The following is a 24,350-nucleotide window of genomic DNA, read 5'->3' as shown; positions in this document are numbered from 1 at the left end:
TTATAGTTAAATATTAAAGTTTGCTTAAATGATTTGACAGTGCCTTTAAATCAAAGTATATTATTGTAAACCAAAAATTTACAATGATGAAAAAGATATTTACCATTTTAGCATTTTTAGTTACAACTTCAATTGTAGCTCAAGATACATTCACTCAAAAACATTCTGAAAAATTAGATAAAAGAGCTACAGAAATTGCTAAAGCATACGACAAACAATTAGAAATGACCACCAAACAATTTATGCTGTTTGAAAAGAAAGTAGAGGAGTTTCTAATCACAAGAAATAAAATTGAAAATAACTTCACAGGAAAAACCAAATTAGCCAAATTATACAATATGCAGCGTGAAGAAACTGCAGAAATGGCAGATATTTTAACATCAATTCAATTAGATGTCTATAAGCAGATTAAAGATGATATTCAACCATTAGAAACCATTAATAAAAAATAAAAATTATGAAATTACTTAAGACATCAAGTGTATTCTTATTAGTCATTTTATTAATAAGTTGTAATAACACAGTAAAAGGGCAAGTACCTAAAACCGTAAAGACTGCTTTTAAAAATAAGTATCCAAGTGAAAAAAATCCGAATTGGGAAAAAGATTCACATGGAAATTTTGAGGCACATTTCAAAAAAGACGGAAAAAAATACCGCGCAGATTTTTCGCCTAAAGGAAATTGGATTGAAACAGAATTAAACATAAAAAAAGAAAATTTGCCAAAAGCAATCAAACAAGTTATTAGTAGCAAGTTTAAAAATGAAGAAATAACAGAAGTAGAATATGTACAAAGTGCAACAAAAGGTATTTTTTATGATGTAGAATTTAAACAAAAAGGTAAAAATAAAGATGTAGAATTTAGAGAAAATAGACAAATCATTAATTAATGTATATGTCGTTAAACTAATTTATACACTCTAGCTTTCAATATATACACATGTAAAACATTTATAAAATTAAGTTAAACTACTTGGAAATATTTTCCATGGTATTTATTTTTATAAAAAATTTAAAATATGACTTTATATAACGATTACAACTTAAAAAACAAAACGCTTAAAAATAGAATAGTAATGGCTCCGATGACGCGTTGCAGAGCAATAGATAATATTCCAAATGATTTAATGACAGAGTATTACAGTCAAAGAGCAGGAGCAGGACTAATTATAAGTGAAGGAACTTCTCCTTCTGTTAACGGGCTTGGTTATGCGCGTATTCCTGGCGCTTTTAGCCCAGCACAAATTGAAGGCTGGAAACAAATAGCAAAAGGAGTACATAAAAATAACGGTAAAATTTTTGTACAACTTATGCATTGCGGAAGAATGGCTGTAGATGAAAATATTCCTGATGGTGGAGAAGTTTTATCTGCAAGTGCAATAAAAGCTGATGGTGAAATGTATACCGATACAAAAGGGATGTTGCCACATACTACACCAAGAGCAATGACATTAAAAGATATAGAAAGCACCCAAAACGAATTTGTTAATAGCGCTAAAAAATTAATAGATGCAGGAATTGATGGTATCGAATTACACGCTGCAAATGGATATTTATTAGAGCAGTTTTTAAATCCAAAATCAAACGTTAGAGATGATAATTACGGTGGAAATTTTGAAAACAGAGCTCGTTTTGTGCTAGAAACTACACAAAAAGTTGTTGCTGCTATTGGTGGAGATAAAGTTGGAATACGTATTTCACCATACGGTGTTAACGGAGACTTACAGTATGATTATGACGATTTAGTAGAGCTATACAACTATTTGGCTTTAGAGCTTAAAAAACTAGATATAGCTTACATACATATTGTAGATCATACAGCAATGGGCGCACCAGAATTTAAAACAGATATTAAAGCAACTATAAAAGGAAGCTTTGTTGGAACTGTCATTTCAGGTGGTGGCGTTGTTAGTGAAGCAGATGCTCAAAAAGTTTTAGATGAAGGTATGAATTTAGTTTACGTTGGTAGACCATTTATATCTAATCCAGATTTAGTTGAAAGATTTAAAGAGAATAAAGAATTACAAGACCAAAATCCAGATACGTTTTACACACCAGGAAAAGAAGGTTATACAGATTATTAAAAGTGAATCCCTGAGAATACTATTACTATTAATAGTTTTGATTAGTTAGTTTTAAAACGCTTAGAGCAATCTAGGCGTTTTTAAATTACTATAAATTGAAAATATAAAGTATAATCTTAAAACTTCTATTTTACATAATATAAATTATAATACAATTATAGTAATTAGCGTAATAGCGAGTAACGAGATATTTGACATAATTTTCAATATGATAACACGTATGTGTTTCAAATTGTAAAAAAATTATGTCAAGCTAATTATTATCAATCAATAATAAATATAATTGTCATTCCGCACTTGATGCGGAATCTATATCTTAAAATATAATAAATAAATTAATCAGTGAAACTGACATAAAATTTGATTTCAAAATAATGTGATTTCTCACGCTGTTCGAAATGACTTTAAAAACCATAAAAATGGTCATATTTCATAATTCTCATAATTTTAATATTCTGTACAAATTGTGAATTTTCAAATACGCGATTCTCAGGGATTAGAAAATTAATAGTAATTGAAAAGATATAATTATAACAAATCATTTTTACATTAATTCTATTTTACATAATAAAATATTATTCAGGATTAGATGCAGAATTTAATTTTTATCATAAAAAAACGCTTTAGAATTTTCTAAAGCGTTTTTGATTATAAATCTAATTTTTGATAGATTCTTTTATTCTGTGATTTCTCTCTAAGTTCGAAATGACTAATGATATATTAGTTTATACCAACAACTTCTAAATCAAAGATTAAATCTTGACCAGCTAATGGATGATTAGCATCTATAACAATATGATCTTCATTAACTTCTGCTACACGTAATTGTTGTTGTGATCCATCTGGTGCAGATGCGACTAAGCCCATGCCAACTTCTGGAGTTATTTCTTTTGGTAATTCTTCTTTTGCAACTTTTTGAAACAATTCTGTACGCACATCTCCGTAAGCATCTGCTTTGGCAATAGTTACGGTTTTCTTTTCGTTAACTGCCATATCAATTAAAGCGTTTTCAAAACCAGGTATTAATTGTCCTTGTCCTAATTGTGCTTGTAACGGTTCTCTTTCTGCAGATGTATCAAACACTTGTCCATTGGTTAATTTACCTGTGTAATGTACTTTTACAGTATCGTTTGCTTTTACTTTACTCATAATTTTTGTTTATAATTTGTAAATAGTTACAAAGGTATGGCTCTTATATTGGTTTGACGAATATTTAAGAAATAGTTTAGAAAGTAAATATGTAACCACTACTCCACTTCCAACTTATAACCAACACCATGTACGTTGGTTAGTTTAATACTTTGGTCTTCTTGTAGTTTTTTACGTAGTTTAGAAATGTAAGTATCCAAACTTCTACCAACTACAACACCATGGTCTTCCCAAACGCGTTTAGATAAAGTTTCGCGTTTAATAACTTGGTTTGGTTGTGCTATAAAAATGCTAAGAAGCTCGCATTCTTTTTTAGATAAAGTAATTACTTTAGCCTGTTTAATTAGCTTGTTTTGTTCTGGATAAAAGGTATAACTACCAATAGTTTTAGCATTTGTACTTATAGGTTGTCTTATTGCTTTGGGTTTAGATCTCAACTTTATAAACCATAATAATCCTATAATTAATAAGGCTAACGGTATAGTATAATAAGCAAAAGAAGTTGTGGTTTTTATTGTATAAAACGCTACGGTTATAGTGTAGCAATCTTGTTTTAAAGCTCTGCCGCCACAAGGTACAATACCTTGTTCTATATCTTGTTTTATTTGGTAGCTATACGCTACTTGGTTATCGCTACAACGCTGTACTTCGGTAATATAATTATTAGGTAAATTAGCTTTTTTAAAACTTGTTTTTACTTGTTGTACTAAACTATCAGGATGTATGCTTAACCGTGTATTAAATTGTAATTGGTAATGGTTATCGCCCAAATCTTGTATCGGCGGTACTACCGTTGTGCTGTCTTGATTACTTAATAATAGTTGGTGACCAACATCTCTTAAAGCTATTTTTACTACTTGGTTTGCTGCTGGTTCTTGTGTTTTTGTGCAAGATTGTAATACCATACTAACCAAAATTAGTACGATTATAGGTTTTAAAAATAGGCGAGATAACTTCATAAGTATTGTAAATAACATACATTTTTATGAGATTTTACAATAGTTGACACTTCTTTTACACTTTTTTGACACTTTTAACGGCTTATCGCTATAGTTTTATAATATCAAATTTTTTAAATCTCATTAATCATTAAATTTAAAGTTATGAAAAAACAAATTTTAATCCTTGGTATAGTAATTTTTGCGTTTGTATTAACAGCGTTTACCGTTTTTAAAAAAGACATTAAAGACGTTGCACCAACGCAAATAACCACTACAGAAACTGAAGACGTAATTTATGGACCTAAGGAACACGATCCAATTATTAAAAATGAAGTCTTTGAAGATTTTATCTATGAAATTGGCACACGTTTTATGCCCATTAAAAAATCAGTAGTCATTAATGCAAAAAAACTAAAAGATGTTTACGACATAGAAACACTAAACAGTATGAAAACTTTACAAGCTGTACGATTACTAAAAGTGTTTAACGATAGACAACAAGATTTAAATTTAGCCGGAACAACTACAACTTTTACTACAGAACAACTTAATTACTTACAAACGTTAGATTATGGCGACAATATTGTTTTTAGAACAGAATTTATAGATAAATATTCTGACGGTTATAACTACTCTACACCACATCATACCATTGTACCTGACGTGCAAGCGCAATATTCTGAAGGTTTTAAAGCATTAAAAGCCTATTTTAAAGACCAAACCGAAACAGTTAGACAAGATGTTGATCCTAAACAGCTAAAAGCAGGTAAACTATACTTTACTGTAACCAAAACAGGAGATATTGAAAACATACATTTGGACCATAGTTCTAATTATCCAAAAGTTGATAAGCAACTTATTAAATTAATGAAAGATTTACCTGGTACTTGGACACCAGCAAAAGATGAAAACGGTAACACTGTTGACCAAGAGTTAGTTATTTCTTTTGGATTGATGGGTTGTTAGGACTGATATTCCGCACTAGATGCAAAATCTATTTTATCCGTATGAGATACTGAAACAAGTTCAGTATGACGTTAATATTCTGTTGTCATTCCGAATGAGGTACGAAGAGGAATCTCATCCTACTACTCTACTGTTCAAATTATGTGATTTCTCAATACGTTCGAAATGACTTAGGGATTATTATTAATTATTCTGCTAAATAAGGAAACAAAAAAGACATCAAAATTAACATGATGTCTTTCTTTTTTTATTGGTTTTACTAAGTATAACACGTAATTTTACAAAAAAATAATTAATGAGTTTACTTAGCATTTTTAGAATTATCGCTCTTTTAGAAGGAGTCTCTTATATTTTACTTCTTTTTATTGCAACACCTATTAAGTATTTTGCAAACGACCCTACATATGTTAAGCTTTTAGGTATGCCACATGGGTTATTATTTGTGGCTTACATAGCTTTGGCTGTGTTATTAAAACCAGAACAAAAATGGAATAACCGTACGTTTTTAGTTGTACTTGTTGCTTCTTTAATTCCTTTTGGGACTTTTTACGTAGACAAAAAGTTTTTAGCTAAAAAAAAGTAGGCTTCTCTCCTACTTTTTTAATCGGTCTTTAACGTATTCTATTTGTGTTTTTCCGTGCGGTTTAGGTTTTCCATCTTCACCTAAATTTACCATAATAATATCTTCTACGGTAATAATAGTTTCGCGTGTACGCATATTACGCACTTCACATTTAAGGGTTAACGATGTGCCACCAAACTTTTTAACATCAATACCAATCTCTACAATATCACCTTCGGTTGCTTTACTCATAAAGTTAATTTCACTCATGTATTTAGTAACCACTTTATTGTTTTCTAATTGTACTATGCTGTAAAGTGCTGCTTCTTCATCAATCCAAGCTAGTAATTTACCACCAAACAAAGTACCGTTTGGATTTAAGTCTTCTGGTTTTACCCATTTTCTTGTATGAAATCTCATAGGCTAAAATAAATTTTGTTGTTGAGCTTCGTTAGGGACTTTTAATTGAGCGCCTAATTCTGCATTTAATTGTTTTATAAAATATGCTGAAAGTAAAGGTGATTCTTTTTCAATGTTTTGATGTATAAAAAAGTCTATCTCTTTAATTCCTTGTGTTTTCCAAGTTTTTAATCGTTTTATCCAATCGTCAAGTCGTGTATAATCTGTAGGATGATTTGCGCCTACGTAACGCACAAAAGCAGTTGGATTGGTTAATCGCATATGCATTAAATCGCGTCTTCCTGCTGTATCAACAATAACATTTGATATGTTATTAGTTTCTAAAAGTTGAAATAACTCTTCTGAAACAGTTGGATCGTTATACCAATCTGTATGTCTAAACTCTACTGCTAAGGGAATTTCTTTTGGCCAATCTTCAATAAAATTAACAACACGATTAAAATCTTTTGGCGCAAAATTATTATGCATTTGCAAAAAGATAGTGCCTAACTTTTCTTGTAAATTTACTGCAGAATATAAATAGTTATCTACAACTTCTTTAACTTCGTTAAGACGTTTCCAATGACTAATTTCTTGATTTAGCTTAGGAAAAAACTTAAAATTTGATGGTGTTTTTTCTCTCCATTTCTTAAATTGTTCTGGTGGGAAAATACGGTAAAATGTAGCGTTAAGTTCTATACTATTAAATTGAGAAGAATAATACTCCAATTCGTCTTTTGTGCCTTTTGGATAAATACCCTTAAGATCTGCTCTGTTCCACTTAGCACAGCCAACATAAATTTCTGGTTCATTATCATCTTTAACTAAATTAAGCACACGTTTTGTGTCTTTATGGTCTTTTGGTAAAGTAAAATCTATATCTTCTGGGTTAGTAACACTTCCAAATTTCATTTAATACATATTTACTTCAAAATTACAATTTATAGATTGTTAATAAGACCGTTAAAAACAATTTTTTACTATGTCTGTATTGCTATTATTTATCGATAATTTTAGTAAAAATTACTATCATGACTACGCGAGATCAACAACTGTTAACTGCAAGACCAATTATTGAAAGTATTATTATTAATGAAACAATGAGTAGTGAAGAACGCTTTCAAAATGAAACGTTAAGACCAGTAATTAAATTGCAAAATGATTTATTTATTGAGGTTTTTAGAAACTACATTGCAAAACATAAAAATGTATTTTACCAATTGACATTAGAAAAGCGTTTAAATTATATTGAAAATGCTATACATAAAGACATTAAGTTTAGAAACAGCCTTAAAGGTATGGTGATTGGTCAATTTACAGTAGATGAATATTTGACGTATATAAAAAACTCGTCTTCGCTAAATAAACGTATGATGAATATTGTAAAACAACGTTTACAAAGTAATATTCAATTATTTGAAAAGCCTAAATATTTATCTGCGGTTTAATTGAGGTTAATCAATTATTGATATTCCATTTAAATCTGTTGTTAAGACATCGCTCATATAATCAAAAAATGGACGAATGGCTTTAAATGCTGTATCTACTTCATTTATAAAGTTATCTGATAAAACTTGATTGTCTGTAAACGGTTTAGTAAAAATATACTGTTTACGACGAATTAAGTCTATTGCTGGATGTTCTTTATCAAATCCTTTTGGTGCTGTTTTAAGGCTGTCTCCTTTAAAATCTCCCCAAATAGTTGAAAAGCTTTTATCGTTTAAAATATCGCGCATCTCTTGATCGTCTATTTCAAACTCTTTTCTAATGCGTAGTAAATCTTCTTTATTTGGATCCCAAAACCCTGTAGCAATAAAACTTTCGTTATTTGGCTGAATATGAATATAATATCCACCTCTAAGTTTAGGTTTTACACGATTAAAGGAACAACCAAAATGGGTTTTATAAGGTTGTTTGTTTTTAGAAAACCTTACATCTCTATATATTCTAAACTGTTTTAATTTATCTATTTGATCGTGTTTATTTAATAGCTCAAACACTTCTTTATTAAAGGCTTTTACTTCTTTTTCTATAGTTTTAAATTCTGGTTTTCTTTCATTAAACCAATCTCTGTTATTATTTTTTTCTAGTTGTTTTAAAAATGTGAATACGTGTTTAGATATAGTCGATTTCATTAAGATTTAATTTTTATTAAAATTACAAAAAAACCTCAGTTTAAACTGAGGTTTTTTTGTTTCATAGCAATTTATGTAGTTATTAATCTACTGCATCTTCAACGTCATCTGCTACATCTTCTACAGCGTCTTCTACTTTTTCTCCTGTAGATTTTTCTTCTCTACAAGATGTAAATGCTGCTGCTAATGAGAACATTAAAATAAATGCATAAATAGATTTTTTTAAAGTAAATTTCATAATATTTGGTTTTAAGTGGTTAATATTTATTGTTCATCAGTCATTTCTTCGACTTCTTCTTTACTCTCTTCTTTAACTTCTTTAATTTCATCTTCTACGTCTTCCATTGCATCTTTAACATCGTCTGAAGCTTCATCAATGTCATCTTGCATTTCATCCATAGTTTCTTCAATTTTTTCTTCTGGTGTTTTATTTTCTTCTCTACAACTTGTAAACACTGTGGTTAGTGAGAACAAGATTAAGAAGGTATATACTAATTTTTTCATCGTTTTTTGGTCTTTATTGGTTAATAAATAGAACTAATCAGCTAGCTTATTTTTGCTTCTAAATTATTTTAAGTAACTGATTAGTTGACTAGTATTTATCTAGTTGCTCCTCTTAAAAGTGATACTACAAATAACACTAAAAAGACAAAGAATAAGATTTTAGCAATTCCTGCAGCTGCACCTGCTATTCCACCAAATCCTAAGATTCCGGCTATAATTGCGATAATGATAAATGTGATTGTCCAACGTAACATAATTTTTTGGTTTTAAATGGTTAATATTAAACTAACAGCACTTTGCTTTTAGTTGTCAGAGAATTGTTTCTCTAAATCTTGTGATTCAAATGATAATTTATTATCAAATTGAAGTGTTCTGATAGGGAACGGAATGTTAATATCCGCTTTATCGTATGCTTTTTTAATTTCTATAATCGCTTTACTTTTTGCTCTTAATTTTTCTAAAGCATTTTCTGCGTCTATCCAAAATCTACATAAATAGTTAATAGAACTTCCGCCGTATTCTGTATAGTAAAACTCTACATCTTCTGGTTTTTCTATCTGGTCAAATGTGTTGCAAATAGTTTCTTTAGTTATACGCTCTACATCTTCAAGATTAGACTCGTATCCTACACCACATTCTAAGAATACTCTCATTTTTGTAGTTAATGTGTAGTTTTTTAAAGGATTTTCAAGAATCATTTTATTAGGTATAACAACAATGTTATTATCTGCTTCTTTTAAGGTGAAATCTTTAAGATTTATATCCATAACTTCTCCAGAAAACCCATTAGTTTCTACCCAATGTCCTATCTGTATTTTTTTTCTAAAAGATAAAACTACACCTGCAAACGTATTAGATAATGTACCTTGTAATGCTAATCCAATTGCTAATCCAGCAACACCAGCACCAGCTAATAATGAGGTTAATGTTTTACTAAGATTTAATATACCTAAGGCTAAAAATAATCCTGCTAATACTATAACTACTGCAGAAATGCGTCCTACCATATTAGTTATAGAGTTTTGTTCTACTCTTCTAGCCATTAGCTTGCTTACATATTTGTTTACATATTTTGAAACAAAATATGCGGCAAATAATACTAAGATTGCTAAAATTAAGTTTGGTATATTGGTTACTATTATATTAAACCAGCCTTCTAATTTATCTATCAATAAATTATATGCTTCGGATAATTGATCTTTCATAATGTTAAATTTTTAAGGTTAGTACTGTATCTAAATTGCTAAAATGTTAGCTAGCTACTGCTTCTTCCTTTAGTTGATCTGTAGACTTTTTTGTCCAAGCATTTAACATCCAACTAGTTTTTTCTAATTCTCTTATATAAGCACCAACTAAATCAATTGTACCTTCGTCTCCTGCATTTTCAGCAGAATCTATAACACTAGACATTTGCGCTAAGATAATTTTGTGGTCGTTTAAAAGAGTTTCTATCATTTTTTGGTCAGAAATCATAGCGCTTTCCTCCTGTACAGTAGCTATTTTAATGTAATCACTAAATTTACTAACAGGATGATGTCTAAGTGTTAAAATTCGCTCAGCTATTTCATCAATTTTAATTTGTGCATCATTGTACATGTCTTCAAACTGTTCATGTAGGTCAAAAAAGCTTTTTCCTAATATATTCCAGTGAAAACTTCTTAGTTTTTGGTAGTACATATGATAGTCAGATAATAATGTATTTAAATCCATTACTACTGGTAATAATTTTTCATCTTGCATATTCAAATAACTCATAATCAATATTATATTTTGGGTTGTTTATTTTGTTTAACAGTTCTAAATTACAATTAAACAATATTGATTACTAGCCATTTAACTAGCTTTAACTAATAGCTTAGCCTTTTAACATAAAATTGTGTTAAGAAAATAATGAGGTGTTAAAACGATTAACAGTTTAATCAAATTCTAACTTATGAAGAATAAGTCCAGATGCAGGAGCCACATAATCTATAGCAACAGTGTTTTCGGGTGTTAAGCTAGATTTAATGTCGTTTAAAGTAAGTTCTCCTTTACCTAAATTGATTAATGCACCCATCATTAATCGTATTTGATTACGCATAAAACCTTTACCTCTAACACGAAGCATGTATGTTTTTTCTGGAAAGAAATTTGCAGTATAAAGTGTGTTTTCTACGATTTCGCAAGAATCAATTTCTCTGTCGTAAACTCCGTTATTGGTAGGTCTAAAACAGTAATTTTTTAGATAATGTCTACCTTCAAAAAGTTTTGCACCTTCTTGCATGATTTCAATATTCAGAGGATCTAATATTGTGGTCATTATTGGTGCACAAAATGGATGAAACTTACCACCAAATGCAAAAATGTATATGTATTCTTTAGTTTTTGAAGATTGAATAATATTAAATTTATTATCTACTTCTCTGATGGATTTAGCACGAATGTCTTGTGGTAAATTGTAATTAAATAACTTTAAAAACGCTTCAAAATCTTCAATGGGCTCTTCTAAAAATAACTCGAAAGCAGCGTTTTCTGCACTAACCATAGCATCTGTACGACCAGAAACTAAGGTTTTAAATGTTTTTTTATTTAAAATGAAATTTAAAGTACGATCTACCATTAAATGTAACGTTTTTACATTGGGTTGTTTTTGCCAACCGTGAAAACGATAGCCTAAATATTGAATGGTGATAACGTAAAAAAATTTCTTTTTCATAATTATTGCCGAAAATAAGTTATTACATTTCAATTGGCAAAAATTTTATAAATTGTATATCATTAAAAAACTAACTAAATTTTAAAATTATGACAACAACCACACAAAAACCTCCAATTTGGTTCTGGATAATAAGCATTATTGCTTTATTATGGAATGCAATGGGCGTATTAGCTTATATTGGACAAGCATTTTTAACCGAAGAAGCTATCGCTGCAATGCCACCAGAACAACAAGAAATTTATAGTATAGATTTTCCTGCTTGGTATACTGCTGCATTCGCAATTGCTGTTTTTGCTGGATTTGGAGCATGCATCCTATTATTATTGAGAAAAAAACTAGCTAATATCTTTTTTATAGTTTCTTTTATTGCTGTAATCGTTCAATCTATTTACACGTTTTTCATGTCACCAATCTCAGATAAAATGTCTGGATTTGACACAAGTATGTCAATTTCAATACCTATAATAGCTATTCTATTAATAGTATTTTCAAACAAAGGAATTGCAAAAGGTTGGCTTAAGTAATAAGTTTTAACTCCCATAAAAAAGCATTAGAAATTTCTAATGCTTTTTTATTTATTAATAAATCTTAGATTTGTTTATCAACATTTATAATTATGGTTTTATCTACTTTAGATTGGGTAATAATTGCTTTTTTTTTAATTCTATTTGCAGGAATAGGAATTTTTGTTTCTAAACAAGCAGGTAAAGACACAAAATCTTTTTTCTTATCAAGCCGAAACATGCCTTGGTGGTTACTTGGTGTAAGCATGGTTGCAACAACATTTGCTGCAGATACACCTGGATTAGTAACCGAATTGGTTAGGACCAACGGTGTTTCTGGAAACTGGGTTTGGTGGGCAATGCTACTAACCGGTATGTTAACCGTATTTTTTTACGCTAGATTATGGCGCAAAAGCGGAATAACAACAGATCTAGAGTTTTACGAGTTACGCTATAGCGGAAAAACGGCTAGTTTTTTACGCGGATTTAGAGCTATCTATCTTGGTGTAATCTTTAATATTATTACTATGGCTGGCGTATGTTTGGCTGGTGCGAAAATTGCAAATATTTTATTAGGAATATCACAAGAAGAAATGTTGCTTTACGCCTCGATTATTGTAGTTGTTTATTCTACCTTAGGAGGATTAAAAGGTGTGTTGATTACAGATTTCATACAATTTATTATTGCAATGGTTGGAAGTGTTTGGGCTACGATTTACATTGTTAACATCCCTGAAATTGGTGGAATAGACAACCTTTTAACTAATGAAAATGTAGTAGATAAATTAGCATTCTTTCCAGATTTTAGTAACACAGAAGCATTAATAACTTTGCTAATTATTCCTTTAGCAGTACAATGGTGGAGCACGTGGTATCCTGGTGCAGAACCTGGTGGCGGTGGTTATATTGCACAACGTATGCTAGCTGCTAAAAACGAAAAACACGCGACTTGGGCAACTCTATTTTTCAATGTAGCACATTATGCAATTCGTCCTTGGCCATGGGTTGTGGTTGGTTTGGCATCAATTGTTGTTTTTCCTAATCTAGATACCATATCAGAAACCTTTCCTAATCTTACAAAACAAATGCAAGGTCATGATGTAGCTTACGCAGCAATGATGACGTATTTACCTGCTGGATTAATTGGTATTGTTTTAACATCACTTATTGCGGCGTTTATGAGTACAATTTCGACTCAATTAAATTGGGGAAGTTCTTACATAGTAAACGATTTTTACAAACGATTTCTAAAACCAGAAGCAACTGATAAAGAGCAGGTTTTAGTTGGACGTATATCTACAGTGGTATTAATGCTATGTGCTGCATTATTTTCATTTTATTTACAATCGGCAGCAGATGTATTTAACTTATTACTTCAAATTGGTGCAGGAACTGGATTACTTTTTATTTTACGTTGGTTTTGGAGCAGAATTAATCCATATAGCGAAATTGCTGCTATGGTAATTTCGTTTTTAATTGCTGTTTTTTTCTTTATAAACGGAAAATTAGATACACCAATGGTAACAATTGCTGGACATTGGCAATTAGTTTTAGGTGTAGTAATTACGACTTTTGGTTGGATTATCGTGACTTTACTAACACAACCTACAGACGCAAAAACTTTAGCTACTTTTAATGCTTTAATTTTTGGTGACGAATCAAAATTTAAAGGGTTTGGCAACAAAACAATTAGTTTTTTCTGTGGTGTTTTTGGTGTTTACGCGTTATTATTTTCAATTGGAAGTTTTATTTATAGCGATACTTTAAAAGGATTTGTATTACTAATCGTAACAACTGTTTTAGGGTTTATTATTTATAAATTGAATAAAAATTAAAGATGAAATATCCTTTCGATCCCAAACTAAAACACCATGTTATTATAGGCTTGTTACTTGCTATTTGGATTTTTGTATTTCTTTATTTTACAGAACCTTTGGACGTAGACGAGTTTGGCGATACAGAAAAACTAATATACTTACCTGGATATGGGATAATTGGCGGTATTTCTTATCTTTTATTTTTGCCTTTACAATACAAAATATTGCCTTATAAGATAAAAAAATGGACTATTGCTAAAGAAATTGTTTTTCTGCTTACCTATACCATTATAACTCTAACTTTTGTTAGATTGTACTACTTATATGTAATTATGGTAGGTATTCCAAGTCCTTACACCTTGGGTTACATGCTTAAAGCTATTTTACTACCTGCAGCTGGCACTATTATACCTATAATCATAATCGCTAGATTTGCTTTTGGTAAATATTTTGAAAAACAAGTCGAAGACCAAAAAATAGAAATTAAAGGTGAAGGTAATTTTGAAGGTATACGATTGCATTTAAATGATCTTATAAGCATTCAATCTTCAGATAATTATATTGAAGTATTATATCTTTCAGGAAATGAATTAAAAAAAACCTTAATAAGAAATAAACTTTCGGTCATTGATGAAACTTTTGACGAATTGATTAGAACACATCGTTCATATCTTGTTAACCCATATCATTTTCAACAATGGAAAACCGAAAAAGGAAAGCATTTTTTAATTTTAAATCATGCTATCCAAATTCCTATTTCGAAAACATATTTAAGTAGTATAAAACAACGGTTTAATTCTGCCACAACAGCATAACATTTCACCCCAAAGTCAACAAAACAAAGGGTTTTATCAAGATTAGATTTTAATTTAGCAGTATCAAAGTTTAATCAAAAATTTAATAAAGATGAAATCTATTGTAATGTTAATTTTAATCGTTTGCCTATCTATTTTCAATCTAAAAGCACAACATCAAACACAAAAAGAAATTGTCTTAGTCGGCACAATGCATAAGGTTCCAAAAATTGTAAAGCATAGTTATAAACCTATGCTAAGACGTGCCAAAAAATATAATCCGACAGCAATATATGTAGAGAGTCCTAAAGGAAATGACAGTTTAAGTTGGGCATATTTAAAAAATGGATGGTCTAAAAGTTATAAGCAATTCTACCATTTGTCAGATTCTATTAAAAACGTTTTTACACCAGATAGTACTAAAGTTTTATCACTTTTAGAAAAAGACTTTTCAGCCATGACGAAACAAGATTTACAATATTTACAAAAAACATTTGCTTACCATAGAGACGACGCTAATTTTGGATTTTACAGTTATATTTTAAAGCACGGCTTAAAAGGAAGTAAAAAACCAACACGTTATGAAGATGGTGATCTTACTTATAAATTAGCCATACATCAAAATATTAAACTATTAAATGCTATGGATGATCAACGAACCAACGATAAATATCATGAAGGTTGGTCTAAATGTTATAAAGAGGGAAAAAATAATGGGAATAACGCTATTATGAAAAAACTAAATAAAAAGGACTATAACTCGGCAATTTTACCTGCGATATTTAGAGGTTTAGGAAAACACACCAATAAGAAAAAATCTTTGCAAACAAGCCATCAATTAGCTGCATTTACTTACACAAAAAATATGACCGATGGTTGTAAACAAGGCGAAAAATACTGGAACGAAAGAAATATGCGTATGGCAAAAAACATCGGTGATAGCGTAAAAGCCTCAGATAAAACACGAAATATTGTTATTGTTGGTGCTGCTCATATAATAGGGTTAGAAAAGGAATTAAAAGAAAATTATCCGCAGTTTAAAATAACACTTGTAAACGAATTATAAAGCTAAAAACGCTAGATGCTTATCTAGCGTTTTTTTTATCTCTTTGCTTGAGTACATTTATAACATCTTCTAACTTGAATCCTTTAGCTTGCAATAACATTAAATAGTGAAATAATAAATCTGCACTTTCATTTAAAAATAAATCGTCGTTATTGTCCTTAGCCTCAATTACAACTTCTACAGCTTCTTCGCCTACTTTTTGAGCCACTTTATTAATTCCTTTTGCAAATAATGAAGCTACATACGATTTTTCTGTGTTACCGGCTTCTACTCTACTTTGTATGGTGTTTTCTAATTGGGTTAAAAACCCATAAGTTTCGTTATTAGCTTCATTCCAACACGTATCGCTTCCTGTGTGACACGTTGGTCCTTTTGGATTTACAGTTACTAACAAAGTATCGTTATCACAATCTAATTTAATATCTACTAAGTTTAAAACATTACCGCTTTCTTCACCTTTGGTCCAAAGTCGGTTTTTGATACGGCTAAAAAAGGTCACTAACTTCGTGTCTTGGGTCTTTTTAAACGCTTCTTCGTTCATATAACCCAACATTAACACATTTTTGGTTGTTGCATCTTGAATGATTGCAGGGACTAATCCGTCGTTGTTTTTATTGAAATTTATGTTCATTATATTTTTACGCTTTATGAGATCCTGAATCAAGTTCAGGATAAAATTTATAATCTAACAGAAATACCTTCCTGTTTTAATTCTTCTTTTAAATTTTTTATTTCTATTTCACCAAAATGAAATACACTTGCAGCCAAAGCTGCATCTGCTTTTCCTTCTTTAAATGTATCTGTAAAATGCTGAATAGTTCCTGCGCCACCAGACGCAATTATTGGGATATTTACAGTGTCTGATAGTTTAGCCAATGCATCATTTGCAAATCCGTTTTTTGTTCCGTCGTTATTCATAGACGTAAACAGAATTTCACCTGCGCCTCTTGTTTCAACTTCTTTTGCCCAATCAAATAAATCTAATTCGGTTGGAATACTTCCACCTGCTAAATGCACTTTCCATTGTCCATTAACTTGTTTGGCATCTATAGCAACTACAACACATTGACTACCAAATTTACTTGATAATTCATTTACCAATTTTGGTCGTTTTACAGCAGATGAATTGACAGATATTTTATCTGCACCAGATTTTAAAAGTACATCTACATCTTCAACACTGGAAATTCCACCACCAACAGTAAATGGAATATTAACTTGTTCGGCGACTTTAAGCACCATTTCAATCATTGTTTTTCTTCCTTCTAAAGTTGCTGAAATATCTAAAAACACCAATTCGTCTGCACCTTTTTCTGCATACTGTTTTGCTAATTCTACAGGATCGCCTGCGTCTCTTAAATTAACAAAATTAACACCTTTAACGGTTCGACCGTTTTTAATATCTAGACAAGGTATGATTCGTTTTGTTAGCATAAATTCTATTCGTCATAGCGAACATAGTGAAGCAATCTTTTACAAAGAATGAGATTGCCACGCTTACGCTCGCAATGACATTAATTTTTCATTATAAAAAGCGTTCTAATTCTTTTAAACTTATTCTGTTTTCGTAAATGGCTTTTCCGATTATGACTCCATCGCAACCTATGTCTGCTAAAACTTCAACATCTTCAATAGTTGTTACTCCGCCAGAAGCAATTAGTTTTACAGATTGATCTGCGCTACCATTGGTACATTGGTTGATTATTTTTTTATACAAATCTACTGATGGTCCTTGAAGCATTCCGTCTTTTGAAATATCTGTACATACCACATATTGAATACCGTTTTTTTGATAGTCTTGTATAAACGGTACAACCTCTAAACTACTTTCTTCTAACCAACCAGAAATAGCGATTGTCTCGTTTTTACAATCGGCACCAAGGATAATTTTTTGGGTACCGTATTTATTAATCCATCGTAAAAAAGTGTCGGTGTTTTTTACTGCTATACTACCACCTGTAATTTGTTTAGCACCAGAATTAAATGCTATAAATACATCGTCGTCGGATTTAAGTCCACCACCAAAATCAATTTTTAAATTGGTTTTTGTCGCAACCTTTTCTAACACTTTATAATTGACTACGTGATCTGCTTTAGCGCCTTCTAAATCTACCATATGCAAGTATTCTATGCCTGCATCTTCAAATTGCTTGGCAACTTCTAGCGGATTTTCATTGTACATTTTTGTTGTGCTATAATCACCTTTAGTTAATCTTACGCACTTTCCTTCTATTATATCTATTGCTGGTATTATTCTCATTTTTTCGCCTTTTGCTTTTAGCTTTTAGCTTTTAGCTTTTAGCTAATCGTTTTATTATTTTATAAATTGATGAAATTTCTTAAGATTTGTTCGCCTGCCAAGGATGATTTTTCTGGATGAAATTGCACACCGTAAAAATTATCTTTCTGTAATGCTGAAGCGTATTCTACATCATAAGTTGTTATTGCAATTGCCTCTTGGCATTGTTCTGCATAAAAACTATGTACCAAATACATAAATTCATTCTCTTTGATATCTTTAAACAAATCTGATTGAAGGTTATTAATCGTGTTCCAACCCATTTGTGGCACTTTTACTGCGTTTGAAAAGCGTTTTACAGCTACATCAAAAATGCCTAAACCTTTTGTATTTCCTTCTTCTGTAGAGTTACACATTAATTGCATACCTAAACAAATCCCTAAAACAGGCTGTTTTAACTGCGGAATCAACGAGTCCAAACCTGATTCTTTTAGCTTTTCCATAGCACTACTCGCCTCGCCTACACCAGGAAAAATCACTTTGTCTGCTGCTTTAATTTCTTCAGGGTTATTAGTTAACAACGCTTCAAAACCTAGTCTTTTAAAGGCAAATTGAATGCTTTTGATGTTGCCTGCACCGTAATTTATGATGACTATTTTCATTTTTAAGCTTTTGGCTTTTGGCCTTTAGTTTTTAGCTAACAGCTAAACGCTAAAGACTAGAAGCTAATTACAACATTCCTTTTGTACTTGGTAAAATCATTTTTTCAACGTCACGTTTTACAGCCATTTTTATTGCTTTAGCAAATGCTTTAAAAATAGCTTCAATTTTGTGATGCTCGTTTGTGCCTTCAGCTTTAATGTTTAGGTTGCATTTTGCACCATCTGTAAAGGATTTAAAGAAATGAAAAAACATTTCGGTTGGCATTTTACCAATCATTTCGCGTTTAAAATCGGCTTCCCAAACCAGCCAGTTTCTACCACCAAAATCTATTGCAGCTTGCGCAAAACAATCGTCCATTGGTAAGCTAAAACCGTAACGTTCTATACCTAATTTGTTACCTAAAGTCGTTGCAAATACTTCACCTAAAGCAATTGCTGTATCTTCAATCGTGTGATGCTCGTCTACTTCTAAATCACCATCGACTTTAATATTTAAATCTAATTGTCCGTGACGCGCAATTTGGTCTAACATATGGTCGAAAAACGCAATACCTGTATCGATATTACTTTGTCCTGTTCCATCAAGATTTAAATCGATTTTAATCTTGGTTTCGTTGGTGTTTCTTTCGATGGTTCCTGTGCGTTCTTTAGCTTTTAAGAATTTATAGATTTCTTCCCAATCATTACTTTCTAAAGCGATAAACTTGTCTAAAGCGTCTCGTTTTACCGTAATTTCGTCTGTTCCTAAATTGGTATTGTCGTTAATAAAAATACCCTTCGAACCCAGATTTTTAGCTAATTCAACATCGGTTAATCGGTCACCGATAACAAACGAATTCTCTAAATCGTAATCTTCACTAAAATATTTGGTTAATAAACCTGTATTTGGTTTGCGTGTTGGTGCGTTATCCTTAGCAAAAGTTCTGTCTATAAATTGTTCTTCAAAAATAACACCTTCGTTTTCAAAAGATTGAAGTACAAAATTGTGAACTGGCCAAAATGTGTTTTCTGGATACACATCTGTTCCCAATCCATCTTGATTGGTAATCATTACGATTTCAAAATCTAATTCTTTTGCTATTTTACTTAGATACGTGAACACTTTTGGATAAAACACCAACTTCTCAAAACTATCGATTTGCTCGTCTGCTGGTTCTTTAATTAGTGTGCCGTCTCGGTCTATGAATAGTACTTTTTTCATTGTTTTTTAAGTTTTCGTCAGTTCGAGTGATTTTCCTTTGAAAATCGTATCGAGAACTTTAGCATCTCGATACAATTTCTCATTCTTCGAAATCACTCGATGTGACGTTTATATATTATTTAATACTGCAATCAATTTCTCATTCTCTTTACTTGTACCAACCGTAAAACGCAAACAGTTTTCACAAAGTGGCTGATTAGTTCGGTTACGAACAACGATGCCTTTTTCAACTAACTGATTGTATCGATTAGTCGCATCATCAACTTTTACTAACACAAAATTAGCTTGTGTTGGATATATAGTATCAATCCAAGTAATCAACTCTAATGCTTTAATTAACAGGCTTCTTTCTGAAATTATATTCTGAATTTCGTTTTGAACGTCTTGTTGCTTTTCTAATCGTTGTATTGCCTTTTGCTGTGTTAATTGATTAACATTATATGGTGGTTTTATTTTGTTTAAAATTGAAATAATTTCGGTTGAAGCGAAGCAAATCCCAAGTCTGATGCCTGCCATTCCATACGCTTTAGACAACGTTTGTGTGACTATTAAATTTTGGAAATCTGATAATTTTGATATCCAACTTTCGTCTTCTGAAAAATCGATATATGCTTCATCAATCACTACAATTCCATTGAAATTAGTTAATAATTTTTCAATTTTAGACGCTTCAAAACTATTCGCTGTTGGATTGTTTGGCGAGCATAAAAACAATAGTTTGGTGTTGCTATTTTGAGTGTTTAAAATAGCTTCTACTTTTGGTTGAAAATCAGTATTCAATTCAACCTTTAAAACGTCTATAGCATTAGTGTTTGCTAATACATCGTACATACCGTAAGTTGGTGGTAATGTGATAACATTATCTTGGTTTGGCTCACAAAACGCTCTAAAAATTAAGTCTAACACTTCATCACTTCCGTTACCTAACAAGATATTCTCGGTTGGAACGTTTTTTATGTTAGACAACATCGATTTTACATCTTTTTGTTGCGGATCTGGATAACGATTTACACCATTTTCAAACGGATTTTCATTAGCATCTAAGAAAATCATTTGGTTTGATGTTGCGTCTTTAAACTCATCTCTCGCTGAAGAATACGGTTTTAAGGCTGCGATGTTTGGTCTGACTAAGTTATTTATGTTGAAAGTTGTTTTCATTTAATTTGATTTTCGTCAGTTCGAGTGATTTTCTTTTGAAAATCGTATCGAGAACTTTAACATCTCGATACAATTTCTCATTCTTTGAAATCACTCGATGTGACGTTTGCTACATATCTTTTAATCTAATTGAAACTGCGTTTTTGTGCGCTTGTAAACCTTCAGCTTCAGCCATTAGTTCTATGGTGTTCCCTATGTTTTGTAAACCTTCTTTTGTGATATTTTGAAACGTAATCGCTTTTGTAAAACTGTCTAAATTTACACCAGAATACGCTTTGCTAAATCCATTGGTTGGCAAGGTGTGATTGGTACCAGACGCATAATCGCCAGCACTTTCTGGTGTGTAATTACCAATAAATACTGAACCTGCATTTTGAATGCCTTCAACATAAAAGTCGTTGTTTTTAGTTGCTACAATAAAGTGTTCTGGACCATAATCATTAATTAAATCTAATGCTTCTTCATCAGTTTTCACTAAAATAGATTTTGAATTATTGATAGCTTGTTGCGCAATATCTTGTCTTGGTAATGCTTTGATTTGCGTATTGATTTCAGTTTCAACTTCATTTATAAAATTTTCAGATGTTGATACTAAAATCACTTGACTATCTGTTCCATGTTCTGCTTGACTTAATAAATCTGAAGCTACATAACTTGCATTGGCGCTATCATCTGCAACAACCAACAATTCGCTTGGTCCTGCAGGCATATCGATAGCTACACCATATTTAGTAGCCAATTGCTTTGCTACGGTTACAAATTGGTTTCCTGGACCAAAAATCTTATAGACTTGCGGAATAGTTTCGGTTCCAAACGTTAATCCTGCAATCGCTTGAATGCCGCCAACTTTTACAATTTTGGTCACACCACAAAGTTGTGCAGCATATAAAATTTCGTTAGCAATTTTACCGTCTTTATTTGGTGGTGAACACAATACAATCTCTTTGCAACCAGCAATATTTGCAGGAATTGCTAACATTAAAACTGTTGAAAATAATGGCGCAGTACCAGCAGGAATATAAATCCCGACTTTTTGTATAGCACGTTTTTCTTGCCAACAGGTAATTCCAACAGACGTCTCAACGCTTACCTTTTCTGTTTTTTGTGCTTTGTGAAATGTTTCAATATTTGACTTTGCTTGGTTAATCGCAAATTTTAATTCTGATGATAATTTAGAAAATGCCTCTTCAATTTCTTGTGCAGTCACGAGGTTAGATTGTAAATCTGCGCCATCAAATAAGCTAGTGTACTTTTTTATTGCAATATCACCGTTGCGTTGTACGTCTTCAAAAATCTGATTAACCGTACTTTCTATATCGTTTACGGTTTGTGTTGGTCGTTTTAAAAGCTCTGACCACGTATTTTTATTTGGGTATTTTATTGTTTTCATATTCATTTCCCACGAAAGTGGGAATCTTTTTTAGTGTTGTTGTGTTATTACGTTTTTGCTTCTGGATAAAAAGACTTCGACAAGCTCAGTCTGACAATTATATTTCTTTGAGATGCTGAATCAAGTTCAGCATGACAATGACTTAAAGCACCATATTTTCAATTGGACAAACTAATATGCCTTCTGCTCCATTGTCTTTTAATTCGTCTATAATTTCCCAAAAATCATTTTTATTGATTACGGAATGTATTGAACTCCAACCTTCTTCTGCTAACGGTAAAACGGTTGGACTTTTCATTCCTGGTAAAATATTTATAATGTCGTCAACCTTGTTATTTGGTGCGTTAAGTAAGACGTAACGTGAGTTTCTTGCTTTTAAAACTGATTGCAATCTAAACTGTAACTTATTTAAAATCGCTTGATTTTCAGTAGAAATTTGAGGTGAAACTGCTAAGACAGCCTCCGATTTTAAAATAACTTCAACTTCTTTAAGATTGTTTTTAAACAAAGTGCTTCCGCTAGATACAATATCCACAATCGCATCTGCTAATCCAATGTTTGGCGCAATTTCTACAGAACCATTAATGATGTGTAAATTTGCACTGACATTGTTGTCTTTTAAAAATTGGTTGACTGTGTTTGGGTACGACGTCGCGATTCGCTTTCCTTCTAAATCTTTAATAGAATTATAGCTTTTTCCTTTAGGAATCGCTACAGACACCTTACAGCTAGAAAATCCTAATTTCTCTGCAATAGTGATGTCTTGTCCTTTTTCTACCAAGACATTTTCACCAATAATAGCGACGTCTACAACGCCATCTTTTAAATACTGCGGAATGTCTCCGTTACGTAAATAAAAGACTTCTAATGGGAAGTTTTTAGCCGAAGCTTTAAGTTGATCTTTACCATTATCGATAGAAATACCAACGTCTTTAAGGATTTTCATAGAATCCTCATTTAATCGTCCTGATTTTTGAATTGCAATTTTTAGTTTACTCATTTTTCTTTTTTTGTTAAAGTGTTTGAGTAAATCTTTTTGGGTAAGATTCCTGTTTTTACAGGAATAAAAAAACCGCTTGATTTACTCAAACGGTTTTAAAAATATTTTGGTTTTATTCAATACATTTCTAGCTCGCTTGAGTGCAAGTATGGAAATGATGATGATGTAATTGAATAAAAGTCATGTCTTATTTTGTTCTGCACAAAGATTGTAAATTAATATTTAAAATTCCAAATTATGAAATGTTAAAATTAATTTAATTATTATTGATTACCTAAAATAATAGGCATTCCACTTTCACCAGAACCTATTATAACAACTTTACTATTAGGTGATTCTGCTAATTTATTAGTCGCTTCAATACCCTTATCTTGAAGGATTTTATCTGTTAAAGAAGCGCTTAAAATTCTATTAGCATCTGCTTTACCTTGTGCCTCAATACGTTGTTTTTGAGCTTCTTTTTCAGCAGTAACTAATCTAAATTCATACTCTAAAGATTCTTGTTCTTGTCTAAGTTTTCTTTCTATAGCTTCTTTAATTGTAGGTGGTAACGTAACATCTCTAATCAAAACATTATTAAGTTGAATGTATTGACTTTCTACAATTTTTCTAGTTTCTTCAAAAATTTCTTCTTGAATAGCATCTCTTTTAGTAGAATATAATTGTTCTGGAGTATAACGACCTACTACACTTCTTGCAGCACTTCTTATAGCAGGTTGTAAAACTCTGCTTAAATAATTTTCTCCTTTCTCATTATGCAATTTTCCTAAGTTTTTAACATCTGGTTCGTATAACACCGATGCATCTAATTTTATATCTAATCCATTAGATGATAATACAGACATTTTTTCTGGAATTTCTTGCTGACGTGTTTCGTAATCTATAACTCTATTCCATGGAGCAATTATATGAAAACCTGGACCTAAAGGTGCTTTATTAGAGTCTACTCCATCTCCTAAAGTTTCATATAAAACTGCAGCATGACCGGCATCTATGGTGACAGCAGATTTAGCTATTATAATTATAAATATAACTCCCGCAATGATAAAAGGGAATGCAATTTTTGGTAATCTTTCCATTGTA

30 protein-coding genes are annotated in these 24,350 nt (G+C 31.2%); 10 read left to right on the top strand and 20 right to left on the bottom strand.

The annotated features are described in order from the left end of the window. The first annotated feature begins 86 nt into the window (after nucleotides 1–86). From WA340_RS10940 to WA340_RS10930, 3 genes are all read left to right on the top strand, one after another. Nucleotides 87–452: a hypothetical protein gene (locus tag WA340_RS10940; RefSeq protein ID WP_336129080.1), complete on the top strand. Its 366-nt coding sequence runs from the start codon at nucleotides 87–89 to the stop codon at nucleotides 450–452. Between the two features lie 5 nt (nucleotides 453–457). Next, the gene (locus tag WA340_RS10935) at nucleotides 458–889 is read left to right on the top strand and encodes a PepSY-like domain-containing protein (protein ID WP_336129079.1); all 432 of its coding nucleotides are present in this window, start codon (nucleotides 458–460) and stop codon (nucleotides 887–889) included. 129 nt (nucleotides 890–1,018) lie between these two features. Then, on the top strand, nucleotides 1,019–2,083 hold the full coding sequence (locus WA340_RS10930; RefSeq protein WP_336129078.1) for an alkene reductase: 1,065 nt from the start codon (nucleotides 1,019–1,021) through the stop codon (nucleotides 2,081–2,083). 720 nt (nucleotides 2,084–2,803) lie between these two features. Here WA340_RS10930 and WA340_RS10925 read toward each other — a convergent pair. Both WA340_RS10925 and WA340_RS10920 read right to left on the bottom strand, forming a co-directional pair. After that, the gene (locus WA340_RS10925) at nucleotides 2,804–3,232 is read right to left on the bottom strand and encodes an FKBP-type peptidyl-prolyl cis-trans isomerase (protein ID WP_027879004.1); all 429 of its coding nucleotides are present in this window, start codon (nucleotides 3,230–3,232) and stop codon (nucleotides 2,804–2,806) included. 98 nt (nucleotides 3,233–3,330) lie between these two features. Then, nucleotides 3,331–4,137, bottom strand: coding sequence for a helix-turn-helix domain-containing protein (locus WA340_RS10920; RefSeq protein WP_336129077.1), 807 nt, complete (start codon nucleotides 4,135–4,137; stop codon nucleotides 3,331–3,333). 198 nt (nucleotides 4,138–4,335) lie between these two features. On the opposite strand from WA340_RS10920, the gene WA340_RS10915 reads away from it, so the two are divergent. Both WA340_RS10915 and WA340_RS10910 read left to right on the top strand, forming a co-directional pair. Continuing rightward, nucleotides 4,336–5,139: an energy transducer TonB gene (locus WA340_RS10915; protein ID WP_336129076.1), complete on the top strand. Its 804-nt coding sequence runs from the start codon at nucleotides 4,336–4,338 to the stop codon at nucleotides 5,137–5,139. 295 nt (nucleotides 5,140–5,434) lie between these two features. Beyond that, nucleotides 5,435–5,722, top strand: a complete 288-nt coding sequence (locus WA340_RS10910) for a DUF3817 domain-containing protein (RefSeq protein WP_106677750.1) — start codon at nucleotides 5,435–5,437, stop codon at nucleotides 5,720–5,722. 9 nt (nucleotides 5,723–5,731) lie between these two features. Here WA340_RS10910 and WA340_RS10905 read toward each other — a convergent pair whose 3' ends face one another. Further along, nucleotides 5,732–6,121 carry an acyl-CoA thioesterase gene (locus tag WA340_RS10905; RefSeq protein ID WP_027878998.1) on the bottom strand — a complete coding sequence of 130 codons (390 nt, stop codon included), beginning with the start codon at nucleotides 6,119–6,121 and terminating at the stop codon, nucleotides 5,732–5,734. Nucleotides 6,122–6,124: 3 nt separating this feature from the next. Further along, nucleotides 6,125–7,012 (bottom strand): DUF72 domain-containing protein, encoded by an 888-nt coding sequence (locus WA340_RS10900; protein WP_336129075.1) that lies wholly within the window; start codon nucleotides 7,010–7,012, stop codon nucleotides 6,125–6,127. A 119-nt stretch (nucleotides 7,013–7,131) separates the two neighbouring features. Between WA340_RS10900 and WA340_RS10895 the strand changes: the two genes are divergently transcribed. Then, nucleotides 7,132–7,548 carry a glyoxalase gene (locus WA340_RS10895; RefSeq protein WP_106678297.1) on the top strand — a complete coding sequence of 139 codons (417 nt, stop codon included), beginning with the start codon at nucleotides 7,132–7,134 and terminating at the stop codon, nucleotides 7,546–7,548. A 6-nt stretch (nucleotides 7,549–7,554) separates the two neighbouring features. Here WA340_RS10895 and WA340_RS10890 read toward each other — a convergent pair whose 3' ends face one another. From WA340_RS10890 to WA340_RS10860, 7 genes are all read right to left on the bottom strand, one after another. Then, on the bottom strand, nucleotides 7,555–8,235 hold the full coding sequence (locus WA340_RS10890; RefSeq protein ID WP_336129074.1) for a DUF2461 domain-containing protein: 681 nt from the start codon (nucleotides 8,233–8,235) through the stop codon (nucleotides 7,555–7,557). 82 nt (nucleotides 8,236–8,317) lie between these two features. Beyond that, nucleotides 8,318–8,473 (bottom strand): hypothetical protein, encoded by a 156-nt coding sequence (locus WA340_RS10885; RefSeq protein WP_304144331.1) that lies wholly within the window; start codon nucleotides 8,471–8,473, stop codon nucleotides 8,318–8,320. Between the two features lie 26 nt (nucleotides 8,474–8,499). Further along, nucleotides 8,500–8,691: a hypothetical protein gene (locus WA340_RS10880; protein WP_336129073.1), complete on the bottom strand. Its 192-nt coding sequence runs from the start codon at nucleotides 8,689–8,691 to the stop codon at nucleotides 8,500–8,502. A 143-nt stretch (nucleotides 8,692–8,834) separates the two neighbouring features. Continuing rightward, nucleotides 8,835–8,993 (bottom strand): DUF1328 family protein, encoded by a 159-nt coding sequence (locus WA340_RS10875; protein ID WP_304144336.1) that lies wholly within the window; start codon nucleotides 8,991–8,993, stop codon nucleotides 8,835–8,837. Between the two features lie 48 nt (nucleotides 8,994–9,041). After that, the gene (locus WA340_RS10870) at nucleotides 9,042–9,944 is read right to left on the bottom strand and encodes a mechanosensitive ion channel family protein (RefSeq protein WP_336129072.1); all 903 of its coding nucleotides are present in this window, start codon (nucleotides 9,942–9,944) and stop codon (nucleotides 9,042–9,044) included. Nucleotides 9,945–9,990: 46 nt separating this feature from the next. Then, entirely contained in the window at nucleotides 9,991–10,494 is a 504-nt protein-coding gene (locus tag WA340_RS10865) for a Dps family protein (RefSeq protein WP_336129071.1), read from the bottom strand. 160 nt (nucleotides 10,495–10,654) lie between these two features. Further along, nucleotides 10,655–11,434 (bottom strand): tRNA pseudouridine synthase A, encoded by a 780-nt coding sequence (locus WA340_RS10860; protein ID WP_442920772.1) that lies wholly within the window; start codon nucleotides 11,432–11,434, stop codon nucleotides 10,655–10,657. An 89-nt stretch (nucleotides 11,435–11,523) separates the two neighbouring features. Here WA340_RS10860 and WA340_RS10855 point away from each other — a divergent pair, with 89 nt between their 5' ends. The 4 genes from WA340_RS10855 to WA340_RS10840 all read left to right on the top strand — a co-directional run bounded on the left by WA340_RS10855 (nucleotide 11,524) and on the right by WA340_RS10840 (nucleotide 15,617). After that, nucleotides 11,524–11,961 (top strand): hypothetical protein, encoded by a 438-nt coding sequence (locus WA340_RS10855; RefSeq protein WP_027878988.1) that lies wholly within the window; start codon nucleotides 11,524–11,526, stop codon nucleotides 11,959–11,961. A 92-nt stretch (nucleotides 11,962–12,053) separates the two neighbouring features. After that, a complete protein-coding gene (locus tag WA340_RS10850; protein ID WP_336129069.1) occupies nucleotides 12,054–13,775 on the top strand; it encodes a sodium:solute symporter family protein in 1,722 nt (573 codons plus the stop codon). A gap of 2 nt (nucleotides 13,776–13,777) precedes the next feature. Then, on the top strand, nucleotides 13,778–14,572 hold the full coding sequence (locus tag WA340_RS10845; protein ID WP_336129068.1) for a LytTR family DNA-binding domain-containing protein: 795 nt from the start codon (nucleotides 13,778–13,780) through the stop codon (nucleotides 14,570–14,572). Between the two features lie 91 nt (nucleotides 14,573–14,663). Further along, nucleotides 14,664–15,617: a DUF5694 domain-containing protein gene (locus WA340_RS10840; protein WP_336129067.1), complete on the top strand. Its 954-nt coding sequence runs from the start codon at nucleotides 14,664–14,666 to the stop codon at nucleotides 15,615–15,617. A 19-nt stretch (nucleotides 15,618–15,636) separates the two neighbouring features. Here WA340_RS10840 and hisIE read toward each other — a convergent pair whose 3' ends face one another. The 9 genes from hisIE to WA340_RS10795 all read right to left on the bottom strand — a co-directional run bounded on the left by hisIE (nucleotide 15,637) and on the right by WA340_RS10795 (nucleotide 24,346). After that, the gene (gene hisIE / locus WA340_RS10835) at nucleotides 15,637–16,248 is read right to left on the bottom strand and encodes a bifunctional phosphoribosyl-AMP cyclohydrolase/phosphoribosyl-ATP diphosphatase HisIE (RefSeq protein ID WP_336129066.1); all 612 of its coding nucleotides are present in this window, start codon (nucleotides 16,246–16,248) and stop codon (nucleotides 15,637–15,639) included. Between the two features lie 47 nt (nucleotides 16,249–16,295). Further along, nucleotides 16,296–17,051: an imidazole glycerol phosphate synthase subunit HisF gene (gene hisF / locus WA340_RS10830; RefSeq protein WP_336129065.1), complete on the bottom strand. Its 756-nt coding sequence runs from the start codon at nucleotides 17,049–17,051 to the stop codon at nucleotides 16,296–16,298. A gap of 91 nt (nucleotides 17,052–17,142) precedes the next feature. After that, nucleotides 17,143–17,877 carry a 1-(5-phosphoribosyl)-5-[(5-phosphoribosylamino)methylideneamino]imidazole-4-carboxamide isomerase gene (hisA, locus tag WA340_RS10825; RefSeq protein WP_336129064.1) on the bottom strand — a complete coding sequence of 245 codons (735 nt, stop codon included), beginning with the start codon at nucleotides 17,875–17,877 and terminating at the stop codon, nucleotides 17,143–17,145. A 59-nt stretch (nucleotides 17,878–17,936) separates the two neighbouring features. After that, entirely contained in the window at nucleotides 17,937–18,518 is a 582-nt protein-coding gene (hisH, locus tag WA340_RS10820) for an imidazole glycerol phosphate synthase subunit HisH (RefSeq protein ID WP_336129063.1), read from the bottom strand. Between the two features lie 67 nt (nucleotides 18,519–18,585). Next, entirely contained in the window at nucleotides 18,586–19,719 is a 1,134-nt protein-coding gene (gene hisB / locus WA340_RS10815; RefSeq protein ID WP_336129062.1) for a bifunctional histidinol-phosphatase/imidazoleglycerol-phosphate dehydratase HisB, read from the bottom strand. 108 nt (nucleotides 19,720–19,827) lie between these two features. Further along, nucleotides 19,828–20,877, bottom strand: coding sequence for a histidinol-phosphate transaminase (gene hisC / locus WA340_RS10810; RefSeq protein ID WP_336129061.1), 1,050 nt, complete (start codon nucleotides 20,875–20,877; stop codon nucleotides 19,828–19,830). Between the two features lie 109 nt (nucleotides 20,878–20,986). Continuing rightward, nucleotides 20,987–22,267, bottom strand: a complete 1,281-nt coding sequence (gene hisD / locus WA340_RS10805) for a histidinol dehydrogenase (protein ID WP_336129060.1) — start codon at nucleotides 22,265–22,267, stop codon at nucleotides 20,987–20,989. A 142-nt stretch (nucleotides 22,268–22,409) separates the two neighbouring features. Then, complete coding sequence (gene hisG, locus WA340_RS10800) at nucleotides 22,410–23,267, bottom strand: ATP phosphoribosyltransferase (protein ID WP_336129059.1); 858 nt, start codon at nucleotides 23,265–23,267, stop codon at nucleotides 22,410–22,412. A 263-nt stretch (nucleotides 23,268–23,530) separates the two neighbouring features. Then, complete coding sequence (locus tag WA340_RS10795; protein ID WP_027878976.1) at nucleotides 23,531–24,346, bottom strand: prohibitin family protein; 816 nt, start codon at nucleotides 24,344–24,346, stop codon at nucleotides 23,531–23,533. Between the last annotated feature and the right edge of the window lie 4 nt (nucleotides 24,347–24,350).

Source organism: Mesoflavibacter sp. CH_XMU1422-2, from assembly GCF_037029245.1.
Classification (GTDB): Bacteria; Bacteroidota; Bacteroidia; order Flavobacteriales; family Flavobacteriaceae; genus Mesoflavibacter; species Mesoflavibacter zeaxanthinifaciens.
This window is presented reverse-complemented; position numbering and strand designations above follow the sequence as displayed.